Here is a 19,747-nt window from a genome sequence, read left to right on the forward strand (position 1 = left end):
CTGCGTGGCATCCATCGGCCAGATCGTCGAACAGACCCCCAGCAGTGAAGTCCTCTCCCGCGCCCAGGCGCGCGCAGCCCTGGTGCCCGATTGCATGGTCGAGGCCAAACGCATTGCCAACACCGTCATCTCCGGCTGGCACGGCCGCCGCAAACGCGGCATGGGCGAGAATTTCTGGCAGTTCCGGCCGTATGCCGAAGGCGAAAGCCTGTCGCGCATCGACTGGCGCCGTTCGGCCCGCGACGACCATACCTATGTCCGCGACCGGGAATGGGAAGCCGCCCACACCGTCTGGCTCTGGGCCGACCTTTCTCCATCGATGATGTACAAGTCGACCTTCGCGCACGTCTCGAAGGAAAGTCGCGCCCTGGTGCTGATGCTGGCGCTCGCGGAAATCCTCGCACGTTCCGGCGAGCGCATCGGCTGCCCCGGCGTCATGGAGCCCGTGTCCGCACGCAATGCCGCCGAACGGCTGGCCACCGCCATCATCCATGCGCCCATCACTAGCGGCCTGCCCGAAACCGCGATGATCCGAGGCCAGAGCGACATCGTCCTCATTGGCGATTTTCTCGATGATGCCGACCGGGTGATGGAACGGATTGCGCCGCTCGGTCGACGTGGCCTGCGGGGTCATGTGGTGGAAGTTGCCGATCCCGCCGAAGAAACCTTCCCTTACGTTGGCCGCACCGAGTTCACCGATCCTGAAACGGGCGAAAAGCTGGTGTCCGGCCGCGCGGAAACCATTCGCGAAGATTACCAGCGCGCTTACCTCGCGCGGCGGGAGACGCTGGGCAACGAGTTGCGACGCCTCGGCTGGAGCTTCGTCTTCCACCGCACCGACCATCTCGCCTCGGAAGCGCTTGCCGCCGTCCATGGTCACCTGTCCGGCCTGCCTGCCCAAAGACCCGGAGGCCGGGCATGAGTGCGCTTGCCTTTGCCAATCCCGCCATCCTCTTCGGACTGATCGCGCTTCCCATCATCTGGTGGTTGCTGAGGCTGACGCCGCCACGGCCGAAGACCGAGGTTTTCCCGCCGCTGCGGATCCTCGCAACCGTGCTGAAACGAGAGGAAACACCGTCCCAAAGCCCTTGGTGGCTGACGCTTCTGCGCATGCTTCTGGCCGCCGCGGTGATCTTCGCAATCGCCGACCCGGTGATCAACCCGCGCACGAGCTCGCTCAATTCTGACGGTCCGCTGGTGCTGATGGTCGACAATGGCTGGTCCACGGCAGTTGATTGGGAACGGCGCGTGCAGACCGCCGACCTCTTGATCGATGATGCGGAGAGCGCCGATCTGCCCGTGGCAATCGCCTTCACGGCGGAGCAGAGCCACGATGCCCTACCGGGTTCTGCCATCGCCGCCCGCGAAAAGCTTGCCGCTGCCCAGCCAAGGCCATTGGTTCCCGATCGCGCCCGCGCCGCCGCGGCGCTCGCGCAGGCACTGACTGGAACTCGCCCCGGCACGCTTGCCATCCTTTCCGATGGTGTTGTCGCCGCGCGGGATGATGACGCTTTGTCGGCGCTCGCGGCACTGTCGCCTGCCGATATCCGCCTCATAGAAGGGGACGGCGCCAGTGCCGTCGCCATCACCGACGCGGTCAACAATGCCGGCACGATGTCGGTTACCGCGAGCCGTCTCGCTACTGGCGCGCCGCGGCGCCTGGAGGTCAATGCGCTTGACGCGCAAGGCCGCTCCCTCGCCTCCGGAACGCTCGACTTTGCCGCAGGCTCCGGAACGGCAACCGCCCAGATCGACGCGCCCTTCGAACTGCGCAACGATTTCGCGCGCCTCGCGGTCGAGGGTGTGTCGACGGCCGGTGCAGCGCATCTTCTTGACGACGGCTTCAAGCGTCGCCGTGTCGCACTGATCGCCGGCGAAAGCGGCAGCGATTTCCAGCCGCTGCTGCAGCCGCTTTATTACATTAGCCGCGCGCTTTCGCCTTACGCGGATATCACGCAGCCGAATACGGCCGATTTGTCCGTCTCGATCCCGCAGGTCCTCGAAGGCAACCCGTCAGCGATCATCATGGCCGATGTCGGCCGCTTGCCGCCAGAGACCGCCGCTCCCCTGCAGCAATGGATTGCGCGCGGCGGTACGCTGATCCGCTTTGCTGGACCGCGCCTTGCGGCAGCACCCGCCGATGACCCGCTTGTCCCGGTGATCCTTCGCCAGGGCGAACGCGCGCTCGGTGGCGCCATGTCCTGGTCGGAGCCGCAGCCGCTCGCAGACTTCCCGAGCTTCGGCCCCTTTGCCGGTATGCCCCGCGCAACCGACCTTACTGTCACCCGCCAGGTGCTCGCCGAACCGACCCCGGATCTTGCCGAGCGCACCTGGGCAAGTCTTGCAGACGGCACGCCGCTCGTCACCCAGAAGGAGGTCGAGGCAGGTCGCATCGTGCTGTTTCATACGAGTGCAGAAGCCACGTGGTCGAACCTGCCGCTTTCGGGCAATTTCGTCGAAATGCTGCGCCGCCTCGTGCAACTCGCGCGCGCCGGTGGCGCCGCTTCTTCAGGCACCGGCGGTGACGGTGCCGCCACCACACTGGCGCCCTACCGTCTGCTGACGGCTGACGGCATCCTTACCACCGAAACAGGCACGGCCCGCCCGATCGCGATCGCAGCCAATGAGACGCCAGTCGCAAGCTTTGACCATCCGCCCGGCTTCTACGGTACCGAAGACGGTTTCTCCGCCGTGAACCTTCTGGCCCCGAACACGGTGATCGCACCGTTCGAGCCGACGGTCGCTGGCCGGCCGATTGCACGTGAGGGCCTCGCTGGTGGCGAGGCCGTCTCGCTTCGCCCTGCCCTCTTTGCTGCCGCCTTTGCCCTCCTCATCCTCGACAGTCTCGTGGTGCTCTTCATGAATGGCGCATTTTCGCGCAGGCCCGGTGGACGCCGCACGGGTGCAGGCGCAACGACTGCGGTGGCCGCTCTCGCCATCGCGTTGTTCGCGTTCATGCCCGGCCATTCCCAGGCGCAGGAAAATGCACCCGGTTCCGCAGCCAAGCCCGGCGATGAGGAGATCCTTGAGCGGCTGGACACCACCCATCTCGCTTATGTCATCACCGGCGAAAGCGATGTTGATCGGATCTCGGAACAGGGGCTGGAGGGCTTGAGCCAGTTCCTCAGCTACCGCACCACGCTTGAGCCCGGGGCCCCGGTTGGCCTCGACCTGACAAAGGACGAACTCGGCTTCTATCCGATCATCTATTGGCCGGTTTCGGCCACCGCACCCATGCCGTCGGCCGCCGCGATCTCGCGCATCGACGCCTATATGCGCAATGGCGGAACCGTGCTGTTCGACACGCGCGACCAATATTCGGCGCTTGATGGCGGCGGCGCCAGCGCGAACGGCCAGCGGCTGCAGGCAATCCTTGCCAATATCGACATTCCGCCGCTCGAGCCGACGCCCGAAGACCACGTTCTGACGCGCTCCTTCTACCTGCTTTCGAATTTCCCCGGCCGCTACACCGGCAGCCCGCTCTGGGTCGAGGCACGCCAGGAAGCGCAGGCTTCGGGCGCAAAGCTGTCGTCCTCCGGCGATGGCGTGACACCGCTCCTCATCACCGGCAATGACTTTGCTGGCGCCTGGGCAGTGGACCAGCAGGGCGCGCCCGTCCTGCCCACTGTGCCGCCGGATGAGATGCAGCGCGAATATGCCTATCGCTCCGGCGTCAACATCATGATGTACATGCTCACCGGCAACTACAAGGCCGACCAGGTGCATGTGCCCGCGCTCCTCGAACGGCTTGGCCAGTAGAGGGTAACACCATGACCATTGAATTTGCGCCCTTCTTTTCATGGCCGATCTTGGCGGTCCTTGCGGTGCTGGCCGTTATCCTGGCGGCGCTCGCCTTCTGGCGTGGCGTGCGCGGTGCGACCTTGCGGACGCTGGCGCTTGCAGCGCTTCTCCTGGCACTCGCGAACCCGACGCTGATGCAGGAAGATCGCGAACAGTTGTCGACGATCGTGCCGGTCATCGTCGACCGGTCGCAGAGCCAGGAGACCGCGCAGCGTCAGCAGCAGACGGACGAGGCGCTCGCGAGCCTCAACGACCGCTTCTCGCGTTACCCCCGGATCGAAACGCGGGTGGTCGAGGTCGCTGACGACGGTGACACTGATACCCCGTCCACCAAGCTGTTCACCGCCCTGCGCTCCGCCATTTCGGATGTGCCACCGGCGCGCATCGGCGGTGCAGTCTTCCTCACCGACGGCCAGATCCACGACCTGCCCAACATCAACCAGGACCTCGGCTTCAACGCTCCGGTCCACGGCCTGATCACCGGTCGACCGGATGAATTTGACCGCCGCGTCGAAGTGGTGAAGGCGCCGCGTTTCGGCATCGTCGGCGAAGAGCAGGAACTCAAACTGCGCGTCTTCGACGACGGGCGCCAGGGCGGCGGTAACGCCCAGGTAACGGTGCGCATGAACGGCCAGCAGATTGCCACGCTGCAGATGCGCCCGGGCCTCGAGACGCCCTTCGCCTTCACCGTGCCGCGCGGGGGCAACAATGTCATGGAATTTTCTGTCGCCGAGCTTCCCGGCGAAGTGACGACAGCCAATAACCGCGCCGTCCATGTCATCGATGGCATCCGGCAGAACCTGCGCGTCCTGCTCGTTTCAGGCGAGCCGCATGCCGGCGAACGCGCCTGGCGTAACCTGTTGAAATCCGACGCCTCGGTCGATCTCGTCCACTTCACGATTTTGCGGCCGCCGGAGAAGCAGGACGGCACGCCGATCAATGAACTGTCGCTGATCGCATTCCCGACCCGCGAGTTGTTCGTCGAGAAGATCAAGGATTTCGACCTGATCATCTTCGACCGCTACAAGCATCGCGGCGTGCTGCCTATCCTGTATTATGATTACATCGCGCAATACGTGAACAGCGGCGGCGCGCTGCTGATCGCAGCCGGACCCGAACATGCCGGCGAGGATTCCATCGCCTCGACGCCGCTCGAACAGGTCCTGCCGGCAACGCCCACCGGCGACATCCACAACGCGGCCTTCTATCCGCATCTGTCGGAAGCCGGCCAGAAGCACCCGGTCACGCGCGGCCTCGACGGATCGAGCCAGACACCTCCCGGATGGGGCCGCTGGTTCCGCACGGTCGAAGTCGCACCGCCGCAGGGCCAGACCGTCATGGAAGCCGATGGAGATCGTCCGCTGCTCGTGCTGAACCGCCAGGGCGAAGGCCGCGTCGCCATGCTGCTTTCCGACCAGGGCTGGCTCTGGGCCCGCGGTTATGAGGGCGGCGGACCGCATGTGTCGCTTTACCGCCGCATCGCCCATTGGCTGATGAAGGAGCCGGAACTCGAGGAAGAGGCACTCACTGCCCGGGCGGTCGGCCGCACGCTGGAGGCAACCCGCCAGACGATCGGCGACAACCCCGGTTCCGCCACCATTCGTTACCCCTCCGGTCGTACCGAAACGCTTGCCATGCAGGAGGCCGGTCCCGGCCAGTACCGCGTCGAGCGGCGGATGGAAGAAACCGGCCTGTTCGAGGTGACGAATGGCGAGTTCTCCACCCTCGTCCATGTCGGGGCGGTCGACGCACCGGAATTCAAGGCGATGATCTCGACGGAAGACACGCTGAGACCCTTCGCCGACAAGACGCGCGGGCTCGTGACACGTGTCGCATCGGGCGACAGCGTCTCCCTGCCTGACATCCTTCCCGTCCGCGGCGAGGTGCGCGTGACGGACAACGAGCGCATGGTGATCCGCCTCACCGATGAATCCGTCTTGCGCGGCATCAATACACTTCCGCTGTTTGCTGGCTTCGCTGGGTTGTCTGCCCTGCTGTTTGCGGTCGCCGCCATGTGGTGGCGGGAAGGTCGCTGAGAATGGCCGAACTTGAACTGACCGACAGCCCCTCGCCCGAGGACCTCGCGGTGATCTCCGAAGGCTTGACGGCCTTCAACGAACTCGAGGTCGGCCCTTCCGGGCGCCTGCCGCTCGCCGTGCTGATCCGGGATGATTCGGACGGTTCGCCGGGCAGGATCGTCGGCGGGCTTTCCGGTTACACATCCTGGGGCTGGCTCTTCACGCAGTTGATCTTCATTCCCGACAACCTGCGCGGCCAGGGCATGGCGAGCCGCTTGCTGATCGCCGCGGAAAACGAAGCGCGCGCCCGCGGCTGCGGCGGTGCCTGGATCGATACGTTCAATCCTATGGCGCTCAAGGCGTACCAGCGCCAGGGATACGAGATATTTGGCGAACTGCCCGCCTTTGTCGGCGACCGCACGCGGACATTCCTCAAGAAGGCGCTCTAGGTTATCCTGGCTCAAGTGTCAGACCAGGCTAGGCATCCCATGAACGAGCAGTTGCAGGTCAGGGAAGGTATCGGCGAGGAAGACGAGGCAAAGCTCCTCGATCTCCTGAAAAGCTACAATGTCGCTACTTTTGGCGAGAGTGATCGGCGGGAGCTCGCGGTCCCGCTTTACGACGACGGGGGCCGGCTGATCGGCGGACTCACCGGCTATACCGGCCGCGGCTGGCTTTATATCGCGATGCTTTTTGTGCCAGAGCATCTGCGCGGGCGTGGCCTTGCCGCCCGCATGCTGGAACTGGCCGAAGCGGAGGCCCGGTCGCGCGGCTGCATCGGCGCCTATATCGACACCATGAATCCGGCGGCGCGCAAGCTCTACATCAAATGCGGCTACAGCCCAATCGGCACGCTTGAAGGCCTAGCCGGCGGCCACGCCATCACCTGGCTGCAGAAGCCCCTATCTCCCTCTCCCTAAGCAAGTGAGGCTTGGCGCGTTTCCGCGTTGATCAGGAAGGCCGCAACAGCCGCCGCCAGCAGCAGGCCGGCAAAAATGCCGATCGTCAGGCCCAGGCCATGCGCCACGACATAACCCACGATCGACGGCGCCAGCAGCCCGCCGAGCCGCGCCATCGCGCCTGCCGCACCCATGCCGGTCGCACGCGACGTCGTCGGGTAAAGCTCAGGCGTGTAGGCGTAGAGCGCGCCCCAGGTTCCGAGCAGCGCAAAGCTCATCAGGAGCAGGGCGACCGCAATCAGAACCGCGCTCGGCGCGAGCACAAAGAGCAGGCAGCCCAGCGATGACAGCAGGCAGAAACCGATCAGCGTCGGCTTGCGTCCCCATTTCTCGACGCCATAGGCCGCCAGCGCATAACCGGGAAGCTGGGCGATCGCCACCAGCACCAGGAAACCGTACCCACGCACGAAGCCAAAGCCTTCGCCGGCAAGCCGCGCCGGCATCCAGGTAAAGACGCCGTAATAGGACACGGAAACCAGGAACCAGATCGCCAGGATCATCATGCTGCGCTGACGCAATTCGCCCGAAAAAATGCCGCTTGAACGCACCGGCGGCGGCGAAACAAGCGCCGTCTCGGGCTCGAGTGCCGGATGGCCGTTGACCACCAGCATCCGGTCCACCACCGCCTTCGCCTCCTCCTCCCTGCCTGTCCGCAGAAGATAGAGCGGTGATTCCGGCACGAGAAACCGCAGTCCAATACCGGCTACGGCCGGAATGGCGGTAACCGCGAAAATGTAGCGCCAGGCATCTTCAACGCCGGCAAGGCTTGCGACCCAGGCGGTGACCGCCACGATCAGCGTCCCGACAGCCCAGAAGCCCTCGAGCATGACGAGCCAGCGACCGCGGTTTCGCGCCGGCAGGAACTCCGCCATCATCGCATAGTCGACCGGCAAGGTGCCGCCGACAGCCGCCCCCGTCAGGAACCGCAGCAGAAGCAGGACGGTGAAGTCAGACGCAAAAACGGACATCGCGCCAAACAGCGCATCGCAGGCGACGGTGATGATCAGCACCTTTCGGCGTCCGATCCGGTCCGCAAGCCGGCCAAAGCCCATGGCACCGAGCAGCATGCCGAGGAAGAACAGCGTTCCCGTCTGCAGCGCCTGCGGCACAGTCAGCCCGAATGTCGCGGCAATCGATGCGGCGGTGAAACCGACGGCAAGCACCTGCATGGCATCCGCCGTCCACACCAGTCCGAAGATGCCCATCAGCCTGCGCTGGTAGGTTCCCGCACCGGCGCGATCCAGCGCCTCATCCATGGTGATTGCCGACATGCACGCCCCCCGGAGCACTGGCCAATCAGCCCCACGCTGATGCCTGAAGGGGTTCTAGAGCAATTGTTCTATCCGCGCCAGCAGATGACGCCCTTAAGCCGTGGATGCACGTCCTTGCCGATCGGGACGACAAGAACCCGGCCCGGATCGACAGGACCCGGGAAGTCCAGCGCGTTGTAGGCGACCTTCTCGAAGCCGAGCGGCATGTAGTACGGTGGATCGCCCACCAGGATCACGGCCTCGGAGCCCTGCCGCCTTGCGGCATCGATCGCGATCCGGACCAGTTCGCGGCCGATGCCCCGATTCTTGTGAGATGGCCGGACGGCGAGCGGACCGAGCAGGTGCCCCTTAACGTCGCCAGCGAATACCGGCGTCATCCGCACCGAAGCGATCGTCTCGCCGTCATCCGCACAAACGAAGGAAAGCGACCGGTCGTGCGGCCCCTGCTCCCGGATCCGGGCTGCAGCACGCGTGTGGCGACCGGGGCCGAATGCTTCGGCGTTGATCACTTCGATGATCTCGTCATGCGACGCATCTTCGGTGAGGTAGACAAGGTCGTGCTTAGTGAGAAGTTTCGAAGCCATGGACATGCTGAAGCCGTAGAACAGGAGCGGACAGGACAAGTGATATCGAGAACGCGTGATGCGTCCGTTTCGAAAATCAGCGTCGTCGCAGTGCCCGTGCTTCAGTCATGAGAAAGGGAGCTCTCAAAAATTTGGTGACACGCGACGTAGCAGGATTTTTTTGCGCCGTCCAATGCAAAAACGCAGCGTTCACCATTTCCCGCCTCGCAATATGGCGGCCCTGCCGTATCTTCCTCGGCAAGGGAAACAGCGGAGGCACCCATGGGCATGCTCGTTGATGGAAAATGGCACGACGTCTGGTACGACACGAAGGAGACGAAGGGCCACTTCAAGCGCTCCGAAGCACAATTCCGCAACTGGCTGACGGCAGACGGCGCCCCCGGTCCCTCCGGCAAGGGCGGCTTCAAGACCGAAGCGGGACGATACCATCTTTATGTGTCCTATGCCTGCCCCTGGGCGCATCGCACGCTGATCTACCGCAAGCTGAAGAAGCTAGAGGACCTCATCTCCGTATCCGTCGTTGACTACCTGATGGCGGAGAATGGCTGGGAGTTAAAAAAGCGCGAGGGCGCCACCGGCGACCACCTGTTCGGCTCCGACTATCTCTACCAGGTCTACCTGAAGGCCGATCCGCATTATTCCGGGCGGGTGACTGTGCCAGTTCTATGGGACAAACAGCAGAACACGATCGTCTCGAACGAAAGCGCCGAGATCATTCGGATGATGAACACCGCCTTCGACGGGATCACCGGGTCGACCCTGGATCTTTACCCGCAGGCGCACCGGCAGGGGATCGATGAACTCAACGCGCTGATCTACGACACCGTCAACAACGGCGTCTACAAGGCGGGGTTTGCCACCACGCAGGAAGCCTACGAGCAGGCGGTGACGAAACTGTTCGAGACTTTGGACATGCTGGAAAGTCGCCTGTCTGCCAGCCGCTACCTCTTCGGCGACCAGCCGACGGAAGCCGATTGGCGGCTGTTCACCACGCTGTTGCGGTTCGACCCGGTCTATGTCGGGCACTTCAAGTGCAACATCCGGCGCATCGCCGATTACCCGAACCTGTCAGGCTATCTCGCTGATCTCTATCAGCAACCCGGCATTGCCGAGACCTGCAACCTGTTCCACATCAAGCACCACTATTACGAGAGCCACAAAACCATCAACCCGACAGGCATCGTGCCCGTCGGGCCGGTGATCGATCTCGACGCGCCGCATGGGCGCGAGAAGGTCGCCAAGGCAGCGGGCTGACGCCGATTAGTATCCGAAGCGCTTCAGCGAGAACGGCCTGAGGTCGACACGGCTTTGGCCCTCGACATGCTGCTCGGCCATTGCCTCGCCGATCGCTGCCGAATGCTTGAAGCCGTGGCCGGAGCAGGCGCTTACGACCGTGACATTCTCCATTGCAGGATGGCGGTCAATGATGAAGCCGAAGTCGGGGGTGACGGTGTAGGTGCACACGCTCGCCTTCACCAGTTCCGGCGTGACCCCGTCGATCTTGCCGGCAACCTGGGTGCGGAACATCTCCTCCACCTCCTCCGGTGCAATCTCCCGGGAAAGATCCGCTGGATCGATCGCCACCGTAAACTGCTCGTCGGCCACCTTCATGCTGCCCTCCCCCGGGATCGGCGGGAAGCCGTAGCAGAGGTCCTTGTCGGTCGGGCCGTGCGACAGGATGAAGGTTGGCGAGCGCTCCGGGAAGATCGACGGCTCGGCGAGCTTGAACCAGAAGAGCTTCTGGCGGCAGACACGGAGAAGCTGATTGAACGGATTGCCAAGAAGTTCGGCGCTCCACATGCCGGCGCAGACGATTACCTTTTTCGCCGCGACCTCGCCGTCGGCAAACGAGATCACGCAGTTTTGTCCGTCGGGTCGAAGTTCGGTCACCACCTTCCCGGTGATGGTTTCCGCGCCATGCCGCTTGGCGAGCGTCAGTTGCGCATCGATGCAAGGCTCCGGCCGCACATAGCCGCCGCCCGGCTCGAAATAACCGATCGCACTGTCCAGCACCGGCGCGAACTGCGGAAAGCGGGAGCGGATTTCCGGTGCGCCCAGCACCTCATGCTCGATCCCATACTCCTGGGCGAGACGAATGGTGTTCTTGGTGAAGTTCGGCATGCCGTGATGCGAGGTCGCAGGGCTCTCGCTGGAGGTCATGATCAGCACGCCGCATTGCTCGAACAGCGAAACGCCGAGTTCCGCTTCGATCTCGCGCCAGATGCGGTGCGAGTTGGCCACCAGCGGCACATAGGCTGCACCCTCGCCGACAGCCTGGCGGGTGATCCTGGTATCGCCGTGGCTGGAGCCCTGGTCATGCGGTGGTGCAAACCGGTCTATGCCGACAACGTCCACGCCACGCTTGGCAAGCTGGTAGAGCGTCGCCGCTCCCATCGCTCCCAGCCCGACGACCGCAACATCATGGATCTTCACGTTATTCCCCCAAAAGTCTCTGGTTACCAGTAATCCGCCTTTGCCGCTTTTCCATCGATCTCCGCAAGGCGGCGCAGCGTCGCGGATGTCACATCGTCCGGCAGCGCATCAAGCTCGAAGAAGCCGCTTTCGGCAATCTCCATGTCCGGGGCACGTTCGGTCGTCTGCTCCACCTCGACCTTGTAGAACAGCACATGGTCCCGCTTGCTGACCTTGCGGTTGTAGTAGACGTGGAAAAGCTCCGGCTCACCGCGGATCTCGAGGTTTCCTTCCTCGCGCAACTCCTTGCGGAGCGCGTCCGCCGCCGTCTCATGCCGCTCCATCCCGCCGCCCGGCATGTACCAGCCCGGCACATAGGTATGCCGCACCAGGAAGACCCTGCCCTGCCTGTCGAAGCAGGCGGCCCGCACGCCGAGCGTCATGCCGCGGCTGAAGAAAAAGAAGCGATGCAGGAGCCAGGTGACGATGCGCGTGGGAAACCCGCGGATTTCCTCAATTCCCTGCTTTGCCATGCGCAACTCCAACGTCCCATAAAATCGATAACGATTTTAATGTTCATGCGTTATGTCTGCGCCATGTTCAAATTCGCGCATATTTCCGACATCCACCTGGGCCCGCTTCCGAAACTGACCGTCCGTGAGCTTTTCTCCAAGCGGATCACCGGCTTTGTGAACTGGCATCGAAATCGCCGCAAGCATCTTTTCGTCAACACGCTTGATCTGCTGCTGAGTGACTTGAAACGACAGGCGCCGGACCACTTGGTGATCACCGGAGATCTGGTCAATCTTGCGACCAAGATTGAAACGCGCCTTGCAGGTGAGTGGCTGCGCACGATCGGCGAGCCGCATGACACCACGGTGGTTCCGGGAAATCACGACGCCTATGTGCCGGGCGCGCACGACAAATCGGTCAACGAGTGGTACCCCTTCATCAAGAGCGATGACGATCCACCGGAATGGCCGGAAGACGACCACATCTTCCCAACCATGCGACGGCGCGGCCCGATCGCCATCATCGGCTGCTCCACGTCCAACGCGACGCTGCCTTTTTCTGCCTCGGGTTATTACGGGTCACGCCAGGCACGTGAAACGGTGAACCTGCTGAAGACGACCGGAGAAGAAGGCCTCTTCCGCGTTGTCCTCATCCACCATCCACCGATCCGCGGCGCCGCCTCCTCGCACAAGCGAATGATCGGCATTCGCCGGTTCGCCGCAGCGATTTCGACCGGTGGGGCCGAGCTCGTGCTGCACGGGCATACTCATCTCAACACGCTGTATTGGCTGCGCAATCCGGATCATCAGGTGCCGGTTGTGGGCATCGCTTCGGCCTCCCAAGGTCCGGGTGGTCATAAGCCGCGCGCCGCCTACAACCTCTTCACCCTGTCGGGCGAGCCCGGCGCCTGGAACCTGCTCTGCGAACGGCATAGCCTCACGGAAGCCGGTGACGGCGTCGAGCTCGATGCAAGCCGCGTTCTCTACGGCAGGCTGCCGGCGACGGCTTCCATTCCGGAAGCGGCCAGAATGTTGTAGAAATCTCTTTGCCATTGTTGCGATATCGCCACATTCGGGCCATAGCTGTTCATTCATTCCGAACTGCTTCGCGACGACGGTAAAGCCACCTGTACTCATGAATCAAACCAGCCCCATGAACGACATTCGGCGTGACCTCGTCGCGCTTCTGCCGCGTCTGCGACGGTTTGCTTTGACCCTGACGTCAACCGCGGTTGAGGCCGACGAACTGGTGCGCCAGGCAACCGCACAGGCGATTGGCAAGAGTTACCTCTGGAAGGGTGAAGGACGTATCGAGAACTGGCTGTTCAGCCTCATCCGCACGACGCACGCGGACGAGTTGAAAAAGCGGCTGCGGCGTGGTGAACCGGTTGCGGCGCGTGACACGACCCGCGGCAATATCGGTGCGCGCAACGTTCTTGATCTCGACGAAGACTGGAGCAGCGCGCTGCTGCTCGTTGATGTCGAAGGCTTCAGCTATTCCGAAGCGGCCGCCATCATGGGCGTTTCCTCTGAAACCATTGCAAGCTGTCTCTGCGCCGCACGCCTGAACCTGTCGGTCATGGGTTCTGAAACCAGCGAGCGGAGAGCCTGAACGCCATGACCACGGCACAGCCCACACCGCTTGAGCTTCGGCTTTCGGCCTTCATCGACGGTGAGGCAGGCGAGCAGGAGCGGCACGAGGTGGAGGCCCTGCTGGTCAACGATCCGCAGGTCCGGGCCCTGCATGACGAGATCAAGCGCGGATCAGACGCCGCGCGCCGCGCCTTCGATGACCTCCTGAAAGAACCCGTGCCGCTCGATCTGGTGCGCGGCATCCGCAATGCGGACCTGCCCCGCAAGGCGATCCGCCTGCCGGATGCACCCAGTGTGATGCGTCAGTTCAAGCCTTCGGGCTGGCAGGCGTTCGTGGGCTGCGTTGCCCTTTTCGCCGTCGGCTCGGGTGTCGGTTACCTCCTCGGCAGCAATCCGGCCATGCCGCAGCTTTCAGCCATTTCCGCCCACGGCAGCATCAACCGTGACTGGTTGGATGACGTGATTGCCCATTACCGGCTTTATGCCCGCCAGACCACGCATCTGGCTGAAATTCCCGCCGATCGGCCGGCCGACATCCTGGAATGGCTGACGACGAACACCGGCGTCAGCTTCCGTATCCCGGATCTCGCGAGCAGCGGGCTCACCTTCCAGGGTGCGCGTCTGTTTGCGGCCGAAGGCATTCCGGTCGGCCAGCTTCTTTACCGCCGCACCAGCGGCGACGGCGATCCCGACGTGATCGTGCTGTCCTTCACCAAGTCGCGCCCGGAAGGCAACCGCTCGGTGGAAGAGATCCGCAATGATACCGGCCTCGTATCCTGGGTCACGCCTTTGGCAACTTATGTCGCCATCGGCCCCTCCTCGGCCGCCGATCTCGAAGACATCGCGGCCAAGGCTGCCGGGCTTATCTGAACAAACAAAAAAGGCCGCAGATGATGCGGCCTTCTTGTTGAGCTGGGCTCAGCCGCGGGTTTCGAGCACCCGGTTTGCGGCCGAGATGATCGCTTCGAGCGACGCAGCGACGATGTTCTTGTTCACGCCTGCACCGAAGAGCTTGCCGTCCGGATGCTGCACCTCGACATAGGCGATGGCCGAGGCATTGGAGCCCTGCTGCAGCGAGTGCTCGGAGTAATCGACAACCGACAGTTCGATGCCGAGATAGATCGACAGGGCGTTGATGAAGCCGTCGATCGGACCCGTTCCCTTGCCTTCGATGCGCTTCAGTTCGCCATTGTCGGTGATTTCGGCCGCCACCACACGCACGCCCTTCTGGTCGGAGCCGGCCGGATAGGTGTGGTGATCGACGAACTTCAGGCGCGCGCTTGACTGTTCGACGTAACGCTCCATGAAGCGTTCGTAGATGCGCTTGGAGGGAAGCTCCTTGCCCTCTTCGTCGGTGATGCGCTGGATGTCCTCGCGGAATTCCACCTGCAGGTTGCGCGGCAGGTTCAGGCCGTAATCCTCCTGCAGGATATAGGCGATGCCGCCCTTGCCGGACTGGGAGTTGATGCGGATGATCGCCTCGTAGGAACGCCCCACGTCGCGCGGGTCGATCGGCAGGTAAGGCACTTCCCAGACCGGATGGTTGGCGACCTTGATCGCCTTCATGCCCTTGTTGATTGCATCCTGGTGCGAGCCGGAGAAGGCGGTATAGACCAGTTCGCCAACGTAAGGATGACGTTCGGGGATCACCATCTCGTTGGAATATTCGTAGACGGCCTTGATGCGTTCGATGTCGGAGCAATCCAGTTCCGGATCAACGCCTTGGGTATACATGTTGAGCGCCAGGGTGACGACGTCGACATTGCCGGTGCGCTCGCCATTGCCAAACAGCGTGCCCTCGACGCGGTCGGCACCGGCCATCAGGCCCAGTTCCGTCGCGGCGATGCCGGTGCCGCGGTCATTATGCGGATGCAGCGAGATGATGATGTTCTCGCGGTTGTCGATCTGCCGGCACATCCACTCGATCTGGTCGGCATAGATGTTCGGCGTCGCCATCTCCACGGTCGATGGCAGGTTGATGATCAGCTTGTTGTCCGCCGTCGGCTTCACTTCGGCGATCACCGCGTTGCAGATCTCCAGCGCGACTTCCAGCTCGGTGCCGGTGAAGCTTTCCGGAGAATACTCGAAGCGATAGCCACCGCCGGCTTTCGCCGCCATGTCGGTAATCATCTTGGCCGCATCGACGGCGATCTGCTTGATGCCGGCCACGTCCTTGGCGAACACCACGCGGCGCTGCAGCTCCGAGGTGGAGTTATAGAAGTGGATGATCGGCTTGACCGCACCTTCCAGCGACTCGAAGGTCCGGGTGATCAGTTCCGGCCGGCACTGCACCAGCACCTGCAGCGAAACATCGTCCGGCACGCCGCCCTCTTCCACGCACCAGCGGGCAAAATCGAAGTCCGTCTGCGAGGCGGACGGGAAGCCGATCTCGATTTCCTTGAAGCCCATGTCCAGCAGCAGCTTGAACATGCGCGCCTTGCGATCGTGGCCCATCGGGTTGACCAGCGACTGGTTGCCGTCGCGCAGGTCGACCGAACACCAGATCGGCGCCTTGTCGATGGTCTTCGACGGCCAGGTGCGATCGGGAATGTTGATCGTCGGGTACGGGCGATACTTCGTTGCCGCTTCCGGCATGCCGATCTTGGCGGAGTGGGTTTTCGCGTCCATTGTCGTCTCTTCTCGCTTCACGCGCCGGCTGGCTGCCTTCGTGGGCATGGCCATGACCGAAGCGGACCTTGGATTGGTCTATTGCCTAAAAATCTGGAAATTTCGAGAGGAGCTCTTACGCCGGCAGGCTTTTCGGCCGCCGGGCGCTCCTCAACGGACCCGGCAACCGCGCGTAAGGTCGAGGCTAAGAAGCGAGAGAGGCGCAAGAACCGTCGCCCCGGCCGCGGTGCGGCAGGTGATCGCTCGGTCAGACATGATTGCGCCTGTCATGGTCATGGGCAGGATGTATAGCGACGGTGAAAAACGCTGGCAAGCCCATTTATCCCTGTCGGACACGCATGGCGCGGTTGAACGCCATCACCGCACCGCCGGCGACCAGACCCCAGAAAGCCCCGGAAATGCCGGCAAACGAAAGGCCGGACGCCGTCACCAGGAAGGTGATGGCTGCTGCTTCGCGGGTTTCTGGCTCTCGGTAGGCGGCAAAGGCTGCGTTCGAGAACGCTCCGATCAGGCCCAGCCCCGCGACCGCCTGCAGGAGAATCGGTGGCGCCAGCGAAACGAAGGCGATGATCCCACCGGCCAGCAGCCCAAGAGCGATATATCCGACGCCGCCCATGATCGCGGCCCAGTAGCGTCTTGCGGGATCGGGATTGGAGTCTTCGCTGGCGCACATCGCCGCCGTGATCGCCGCCATGTTCACCGGAACGCCGCCGAACAACCCGCCGAAGATCGAGAAGGCCCCCGTTCCTGCAAACAGAACGCCCGGCGGCGGCTCGTAGTGATGAACCTTCAGGATCGCGATCCCCGGGATGTTCTGAGACGCCATGGTGACGATGAAGAGCGGCACGGCGATCGAGATCGCGGCGTGCCAGGTGAAGACGGGCGTCACGAAGGTGAGGTCCGGATGGATGGCGGCACCGATCCGCCCCATCGTATCGGCCGGCACGTCGACGCCGAGAACCAGCACCAGCACCATCGCGGCAAGCGATGCGGGCACCGCCCAAAGGCGCCAGCGCGACACAACCACCATCCAGGTCAGGACGATCGGCAGGCCGAGGGCCGCATTGAACGCGACCGCCTTCACCGGAGCCAGGCAGAGGCTGAGCAGGATGCCGGCCAACATCGCGTTGGCCAGCGGCGCCGGGATAAGCCGGATCGCCCGGCCGAGCGGCTGGAACAGGCCAGACAAGATGATGAGCGCGCCGCAGATCACGAAGGCCCCGACAGCCTCGGCAAACCCGCCACCGGCCGTACCGATGCCGGCAAGCAGTGCGGCCCCCGGCGTCGACCAGGCGATGCTGATCGGCATGCGGTAAAAGCAGGAGAACACGATCGCAAGCACGCCCATGGAGATCGACTGCGCCAGGAGGCCGGAAGCGATTTCCGCCGGATTGGCTCCCATCGCCTGGAGCCCCTGCATGATCACGGCAAACGAACTGATGAAGCCAACGAAGGCCGTCAGCAGCCCCATCATCAGGGCCGAAACAGAGAAATCCTTGAGCATGAATCGTCACCTGCGAAGTCGAGACCGGTCATCGAACACGGTGTCAGCTTCGAATCAAGGCATGTCCCCTCCGAAATAGTTCGGCTTGGACGACGAGATGCTGAAGCAAATCAGAGATTATTAAAGCCTGCGTGGCATGGTGCCGGTATAGCAGGAAGCTCCGATGATTTCTTCCCTACGTCCGCTACGAGCAAAACCATCCCGGGCACAAATCCTGGGGCTGAGTTACTTCCTCCCGGCGATCCTCGCTGTCACGGCGGTGGTCATCGGCGTCGTCAAGGCAGACATCGACAAGCGCGAGCAGTTCCATGTCTCGCAGCAGGTCAAGGCCGCCGAGCAATTGGCGCGGGTTGCTTCCAACCTTGAGACGAATATCCACGGCAACGTCAATCTCATCTATGGTCTGGTCGCGGCAATCGCCGTCGATCCGAACATGAACCAGGCGCAGTTCGCCTCGCTTGTGGAGCGCATCTTCGGCGTCCCGTCCCAACTGCGCAACGTCGCGGCGGCGAAGGATCTCGTCATCAACCTGGTTTATCCGGAAGAACCCAACCGCAAGAGCCTAGGCCTCGACTACACCAAGAACGAACTCCAGAAGGAGGCGGTGATGCAGGCGGTCCAGCGCCGCGCGCTGGTCATCACCGGCCCGGTGGACCTCGTGCAGGGCGGCCGCGGACTGATCGCCCGTTATCCGGTATTCGGGCGCGGCAGCGGTCAGTTCTGGGGCGTCGTCTCTGCTGTCATCGACCTCGATCGCCTTTACCGGGACAGCAATGTCAACACCGCGCGGCAGGACCTCGATATCGCGATCGCGCGACGTCCCATCCCGACCGCTAAGGACCTCTTCCTCGGAAAGCTGGATATATTCCATCAGGATCCGGTGAGAACGCGCATCGAACTCGGCTATGACACCTGGTATCTCGCCGCCGTCCCAAAAAAGGGCTGGCAGGCCCTGCCGCCGGATATCATGCTCTTTCGGGCGATGGCGCTGATGATCGCCATCTGCATCGTCGCGCCACTGATCTGGGCCGGCGCACTGATGAAGCAGCGCCACCGCAACATCCATATGCTGCAGGAGCGCGAGGAACAGCTCGAAGCGCAAAACGCGGAACTGCGGGCGACCCGTTTGACGCTGGAGCACCAGTCGCTGCATGACGCCCTGACCGGGCTGGCAAACCGCCGCTTCCTCGACCAGTTCATGACGGCCGCCACGGCAACGCCTTCAGCGGACCGCCTGGCCTTCATCCATATCGACCTCGACCGCTTCAAGGAAGTCAACGATACGCTCGGCCATGCCGCTGGCGATGCCGTGCTGAAGGACTGCACGGCGCGGCTTCTGAGGCATATCGGCCCCGAAGAGTTTGCCTGCCGCATCGGCGGCGACGAATTCGTGGTTGTGGTGAGCGGCGCAGATCCGCTGCCACGTTCGAAGGTTGTCGCGAAGTCTATCGTCCAGGCGCTGGCAAAACCGATGCAGATCGACGGCCAGGAAATCCGGATCGGCTGCAGCGCCGGCATTGCCTGCCAGGCGACACCGGCCGATGACGTCGGCGAACTGCTGATCAACGCGGATATTGCGCTTTATGAAGCCAAGAAGCGTGGCCGCGGTCGCGTGGAATGTTTCACCGAAGAACTTCGCGCCGCCGCCGTCCATACCAAGCGGCTGTCGGACGAACTGCTCACTGCCCTCGAGCACGACCAGATCATCCCCTATTTCCAGCCGCAGTTCGATGCCCGCACCATGGCGATCGCCGGCGTCGAGGTGCTCGCGCGCTGGAACCACCCGACCCGTGGCATCCTGCCGCCCGACCGCTTCCTGCCGGTCGCCGAAAGCCTCCACCGCTCCGCCGAGATCGACGCGATCATTCTCGACAAGGCGCTGTTTGAGGCAACTCGCTGGCGCGCGCACGGCATCGACATCCCGCATCTGTCGGTCAACATCTCGGCCCAGCGCCTGGCGGACGAAAGGCTCTTCAAGCGGCTGTCGGAAATCTCCTTCGAGCCCGGCTCGCTTGCCGTCGAACTCCTGGAATCGATTTCCTTCGAAGGCCAGGGCGAGGAACTGAAATCGGCTATTCACCGCCTCAAGGCGCTCGGCATCGACATCGAGATCGATGACTTCGGCACGGGCCATGCCTCGATCGTCAGCCTGCTGGAGCTCGGACCAAAGCGGTTGAAGATCGACCGCAAGCTCATCGCGCCGCTTGAGGCCGAAGGTGCGCAGCTTAAGCTCGTCGCCTCGATCATCGAGATCGGCCGCTCGCTCGGCATCGAGATCGTTGCCGAAGGCGTGGAAACGGACACCCATGTCGAGATCCTGCGCAGCCTCGGCTGCCAGACACTCCAGGGTTATGCATTCGCCAAACCGATGTCGGCTTCGGACTTCATCACCTTTGCCCAGGAGTGGCAGGCCGAAAACAGCAAGCCGCACCTGGTGCGCATCGCCTGAATGCGAAAAACCCGCC

General features: G+C 63.2%; 16 protein-coding genes. 10 read left to right on the forward strand and 6 right to left on the reverse strand.

The genetic code is table 11. The annotated features are described in order from the left end of the window. Window positions 1-4 precede the first annotated feature (4 nt). Genes CYG48_RS09415 through CYG48_RS09435 form a run of 5 tightly spaced genes read left to right on the forward strand, consistent with a single transcriptional unit; the run spans window position 5 to window position 6,739 of the window. The gene (locus CYG48_RS09415; protein ID WP_118850150.1) at window positions 5-922 is read left to right on the forward strand and encodes a DUF58 domain-containing protein; all 918 of its coding nucleotides are present in this window, start codon (window positions 5-7) and stop codon (window positions 920-922) included. Next, on the forward strand, window positions 919-3,759 hold the full coding sequence (locus CYG48_RS09420) for a DUF4159 domain-containing protein (RefSeq protein ID WP_118850151.1): 2,841 nt from the start codon (window positions 919-921) through the stop codon (window positions 3,757-3,759). The genes CYG48_RS09415 and CYG48_RS09420 overlap by 4 nt, the downstream gene beginning before the upstream one ends. 11 nt (window positions 3,760-3,770) lie before the next feature. Beyond that, window positions 3,771-5,837, forward strand: a complete 2,067-nt coding sequence (locus tag CYG48_RS09425) for a hypothetical protein (protein ID WP_118850152.1) — start codon at window positions 3,771-3,773, stop codon at window positions 5,835-5,837. Window positions 5,838-5,839: 2 nt separating this feature from the next. After that, entirely contained in the window at window positions 5,840-6,268 is a 429-nt protein-coding gene (locus CYG48_RS09430) for a GNAT family N-acetyltransferase (RefSeq protein WP_118850153.1), read from the forward strand. Between the two features lie 39 nt (window positions 6,269-6,307). Further along, window positions 6,308-6,739, forward strand: coding sequence for a GNAT family N-acetyltransferase (locus CYG48_RS09435; RefSeq protein ID WP_118850154.1), 432 nt, complete (start codon window positions 6,308-6,310; stop codon window positions 6,737-6,739). Here CYG48_RS09435 and CYG48_RS09440 read toward each other — a convergent pair. Both CYG48_RS09440 and CYG48_RS09445 read right to left on the reverse strand, forming a co-directional pair. Next, window positions 6,736-8,049 carry an MFS transporter gene (locus CYG48_RS09440; RefSeq protein ID WP_118850155.1) on the reverse strand — a complete coding sequence of 438 codons (1,314 nt, stop codon included), beginning with the start codon at window positions 8,047-8,049 and terminating at the stop codon, window positions 6,736-6,738. The two genes, CYG48_RS09435 and CYG48_RS09440, sit on opposite strands and share 4 nt — an antisense overlap. Window positions 8,050-8,117: 68 nt before the next feature. Beyond that, window positions 8,118-8,633 carry a GNAT family N-acetyltransferase gene (locus CYG48_RS09445; protein WP_118851574.1) on the reverse strand — a complete coding sequence of 172 codons (516 nt, stop codon included), beginning with the start codon at window positions 8,631-8,633 and terminating at the stop codon, window positions 8,118-8,120. Between the two features lie 261 nt (window positions 8,634-8,894). Here CYG48_RS09445 and CYG48_RS09450 point away from each other — a divergent pair, with 261 nt between their 5' ends. Continuing rightward, on the forward strand, window positions 8,895-9,887 hold the full coding sequence (locus tag CYG48_RS09450) for a glutathione S-transferase family protein (RefSeq protein ID WP_118850156.1): 993 nt from the start codon (window positions 8,895-8,897) through the stop codon (window positions 9,885-9,887). Between the two features lie 6 nt (window positions 9,888-9,893). On the opposite strand, the gene solA is transcribed toward CYG48_RS09450, so the two are convergent. Both solA and CYG48_RS09460 read right to left on the reverse strand, forming a co-directional pair. Next, window positions 9,894-11,066 carry an N-methyl-L-tryptophan oxidase gene (gene solA / locus CYG48_RS09455; RefSeq protein ID WP_118850157.1) on the reverse strand — a complete coding sequence of 391 codons (1,173 nt, stop codon included), beginning with the start codon at window positions 11,064-11,066 and terminating at the stop codon, window positions 9,894-9,896. Between the two features lie 23 nt (window positions 11,067-11,089). Beyond that, a complete protein-coding gene (locus CYG48_RS09460) occupies window positions 11,090-11,578 on the reverse strand; it encodes an NUDIX domain-containing protein (RefSeq protein WP_118851575.1) in 489 nt (162 codons plus the stop codon). 63 nt (window positions 11,579-11,641) lie between these two features. On the opposite strand from CYG48_RS09460, the gene CYG48_RS09465 reads away from it, so the two are divergent. The 3 genes from CYG48_RS09465 (at window position 11,642) to CYG48_RS09475 (ending at window position 14,020) form a co-directional block, all read left to right on the forward strand. Next, window positions 11,642-12,595 carry a metallophosphoesterase family protein gene (locus CYG48_RS09465; protein ID WP_118851576.1) on the forward strand — a complete coding sequence of 318 codons (954 nt, stop codon included), beginning with the start codon at window positions 11,642-11,644 and terminating at the stop codon, window positions 12,593-12,595. Between the two features lie 115 nt (window positions 12,596-12,710). Beyond that, window positions 12,711-13,169, forward strand: a complete 459-nt coding sequence (locus CYG48_RS09470; RefSeq protein ID WP_199925116.1) for a sigma factor-like helix-turn-helix DNA-binding protein — start codon at window positions 12,711-12,713, stop codon at window positions 13,167-13,169. A gap of 5 nt (window positions 13,170-13,174) precedes the next feature. Beyond that, complete coding sequence (locus CYG48_RS09475; protein ID WP_118850159.1) at window positions 13,175-14,020, forward strand: anti-sigma factor family protein; 846 nt, start codon at window positions 13,175-13,177, stop codon at window positions 14,018-14,020. A 48-nt stretch (window positions 14,021-14,068) separates the two neighbouring features. On the opposite strand, the gene leuA is transcribed toward CYG48_RS09475, so the two are convergent. Continuing rightward, complete coding sequence (leuA, locus tag CYG48_RS09480; protein ID WP_118850160.1) at window positions 14,069-15,778, reverse strand: 2-isopropylmalate synthase; 1,710 nt, start codon at window positions 15,776-15,778, stop codon at window positions 14,069-14,071. Between the two features lie 319 nt (window positions 15,779-16,097). Next, window positions 16,098-17,282 (reverse strand): benzoate/H(+) symporter BenE family transporter, encoded by a 1,185-nt coding sequence (locus CYG48_RS09485; protein ID WP_118850161.1) that lies wholly within the window; start codon window positions 17,280-17,282, stop codon window positions 16,098-16,100. A gap of 163 nt (window positions 17,283-17,445) precedes the next feature. Between CYG48_RS09485 and CYG48_RS09490 the strand changes: the two genes are divergently transcribed. Then, window positions 17,446-19,731 (forward strand): bifunctional diguanylate cyclase/phosphodiesterase, encoded by a 2,286-nt coding sequence (locus CYG48_RS09490; RefSeq protein ID WP_118850162.1) that lies wholly within the window; start codon window positions 17,446-17,448, stop codon window positions 19,729-19,731. The last annotated feature ends 16 nt before the right edge of the window (window positions 19,732-19,747 follow it).

Source organism: Neorhizobium sp. SOG26, assembly GCF_003491345.1.
Taxonomy (GTDB): domain Bacteria; phylum Pseudomonadota; class Alphaproteobacteria; order Rhizobiales; family Rhizobiaceae; genus Neorhizobium; species Neorhizobium turbinariae.

Excerpts from the sequence above, each read along its gene's own strand:
- CYG48_RS09475 (WP_118850159.1), top strand. The coding sequence starts at position 13,175 with ATGACCACGGCACAGCCCACACCGCTTGAGCTTCGGCTTTCGGCCTTC.
- CYG48_RS09470 (WP_199925116.1), top strand. The coding sequence starts at position 12,711 with ATGAACGACATTCGGCGTGACCTCGTCGCGCTTCTGCCGCGTCTGCGA.
- CYG48_RS09450 (WP_118850156.1), top strand. The coding sequence starts at position 8,895 with ATGGGCATGCTCGTTGATGGAAAATGGCACGACGTCTGGTACGACACG.
- CYG48_RS09485 (WP_118850161.1), bottom strand. The coding sequence starts at position 17,282 with ATGCTCAAGGATTTCTCTGTTTCGGCCCTGATGATGGGGCTGCTGACG.
- leuA (WP_118850160.1), bottom strand. The coding sequence starts at position 15,778 with ATGGACGCGAAAACCCACTCCGCCAAGATCGGCATGCCGGAAGCGGCA.
- CYG48_RS09430 (WP_118850153.1), top strand. The coding sequence starts at position 5,840 with ATGGCCGAACTTGAACTGACCGACAGCCCCTCGCCCGAGGACCTCGCG.
- CYG48_RS09435 (WP_118850154.1), top strand. The coding sequence starts at position 6,308 with ATGAACGAGCAGTTGCAGGTCAGGGAAGGTATCGGCGAGGAAGACGAG.
- CYG48_RS09465 (WP_118851576.1), top strand. The coding sequence starts at position 11,642 with ATGTTCAAATTCGCGCATATTTCCGACATCCACCTGGGCCCGCTTCCG.
- CYG48_RS09420 (WP_118850151.1), top strand. The coding sequence starts at position 919 with ATGAGTGCGCTTGCCTTTGCCAATCCCGCCATCCTCTTCGGACTGATC.
- CYG48_RS09425 (WP_118850152.1), top strand. The coding sequence starts at position 3,771 with ATGACCATTGAATTTGCGCCCTTCTTTTCATGGCCGATCTTGGCGGTC.
- CYG48_RS09460 (WP_118851575.1), bottom strand. The coding sequence starts at position 11,578 with ATGGCAAAGCAGGGAATTGAGGAAATCCGCGGGTTTCCCACGCGCATC.
- CYG48_RS09440 (WP_118850155.1), bottom strand. The coding sequence starts at position 8,049 with ATGTCGGCAATCACCATGGATGAGGCGCTGGATCGCGCCGGTGCGGGA.
- CYG48_RS09490 (WP_118850162.1), top strand. The coding sequence starts at position 17,446 with ATGATTTCTTCCCTACGTCCGCTACGAGCAAAACCATCCCGGGCACAA.
- CYG48_RS09445 (WP_118851574.1), bottom strand. The coding sequence starts at position 8,633 with ATGGCTTCGAAACTTCTCACTAAGCACGACCTTGTCTACCTCACCGAA.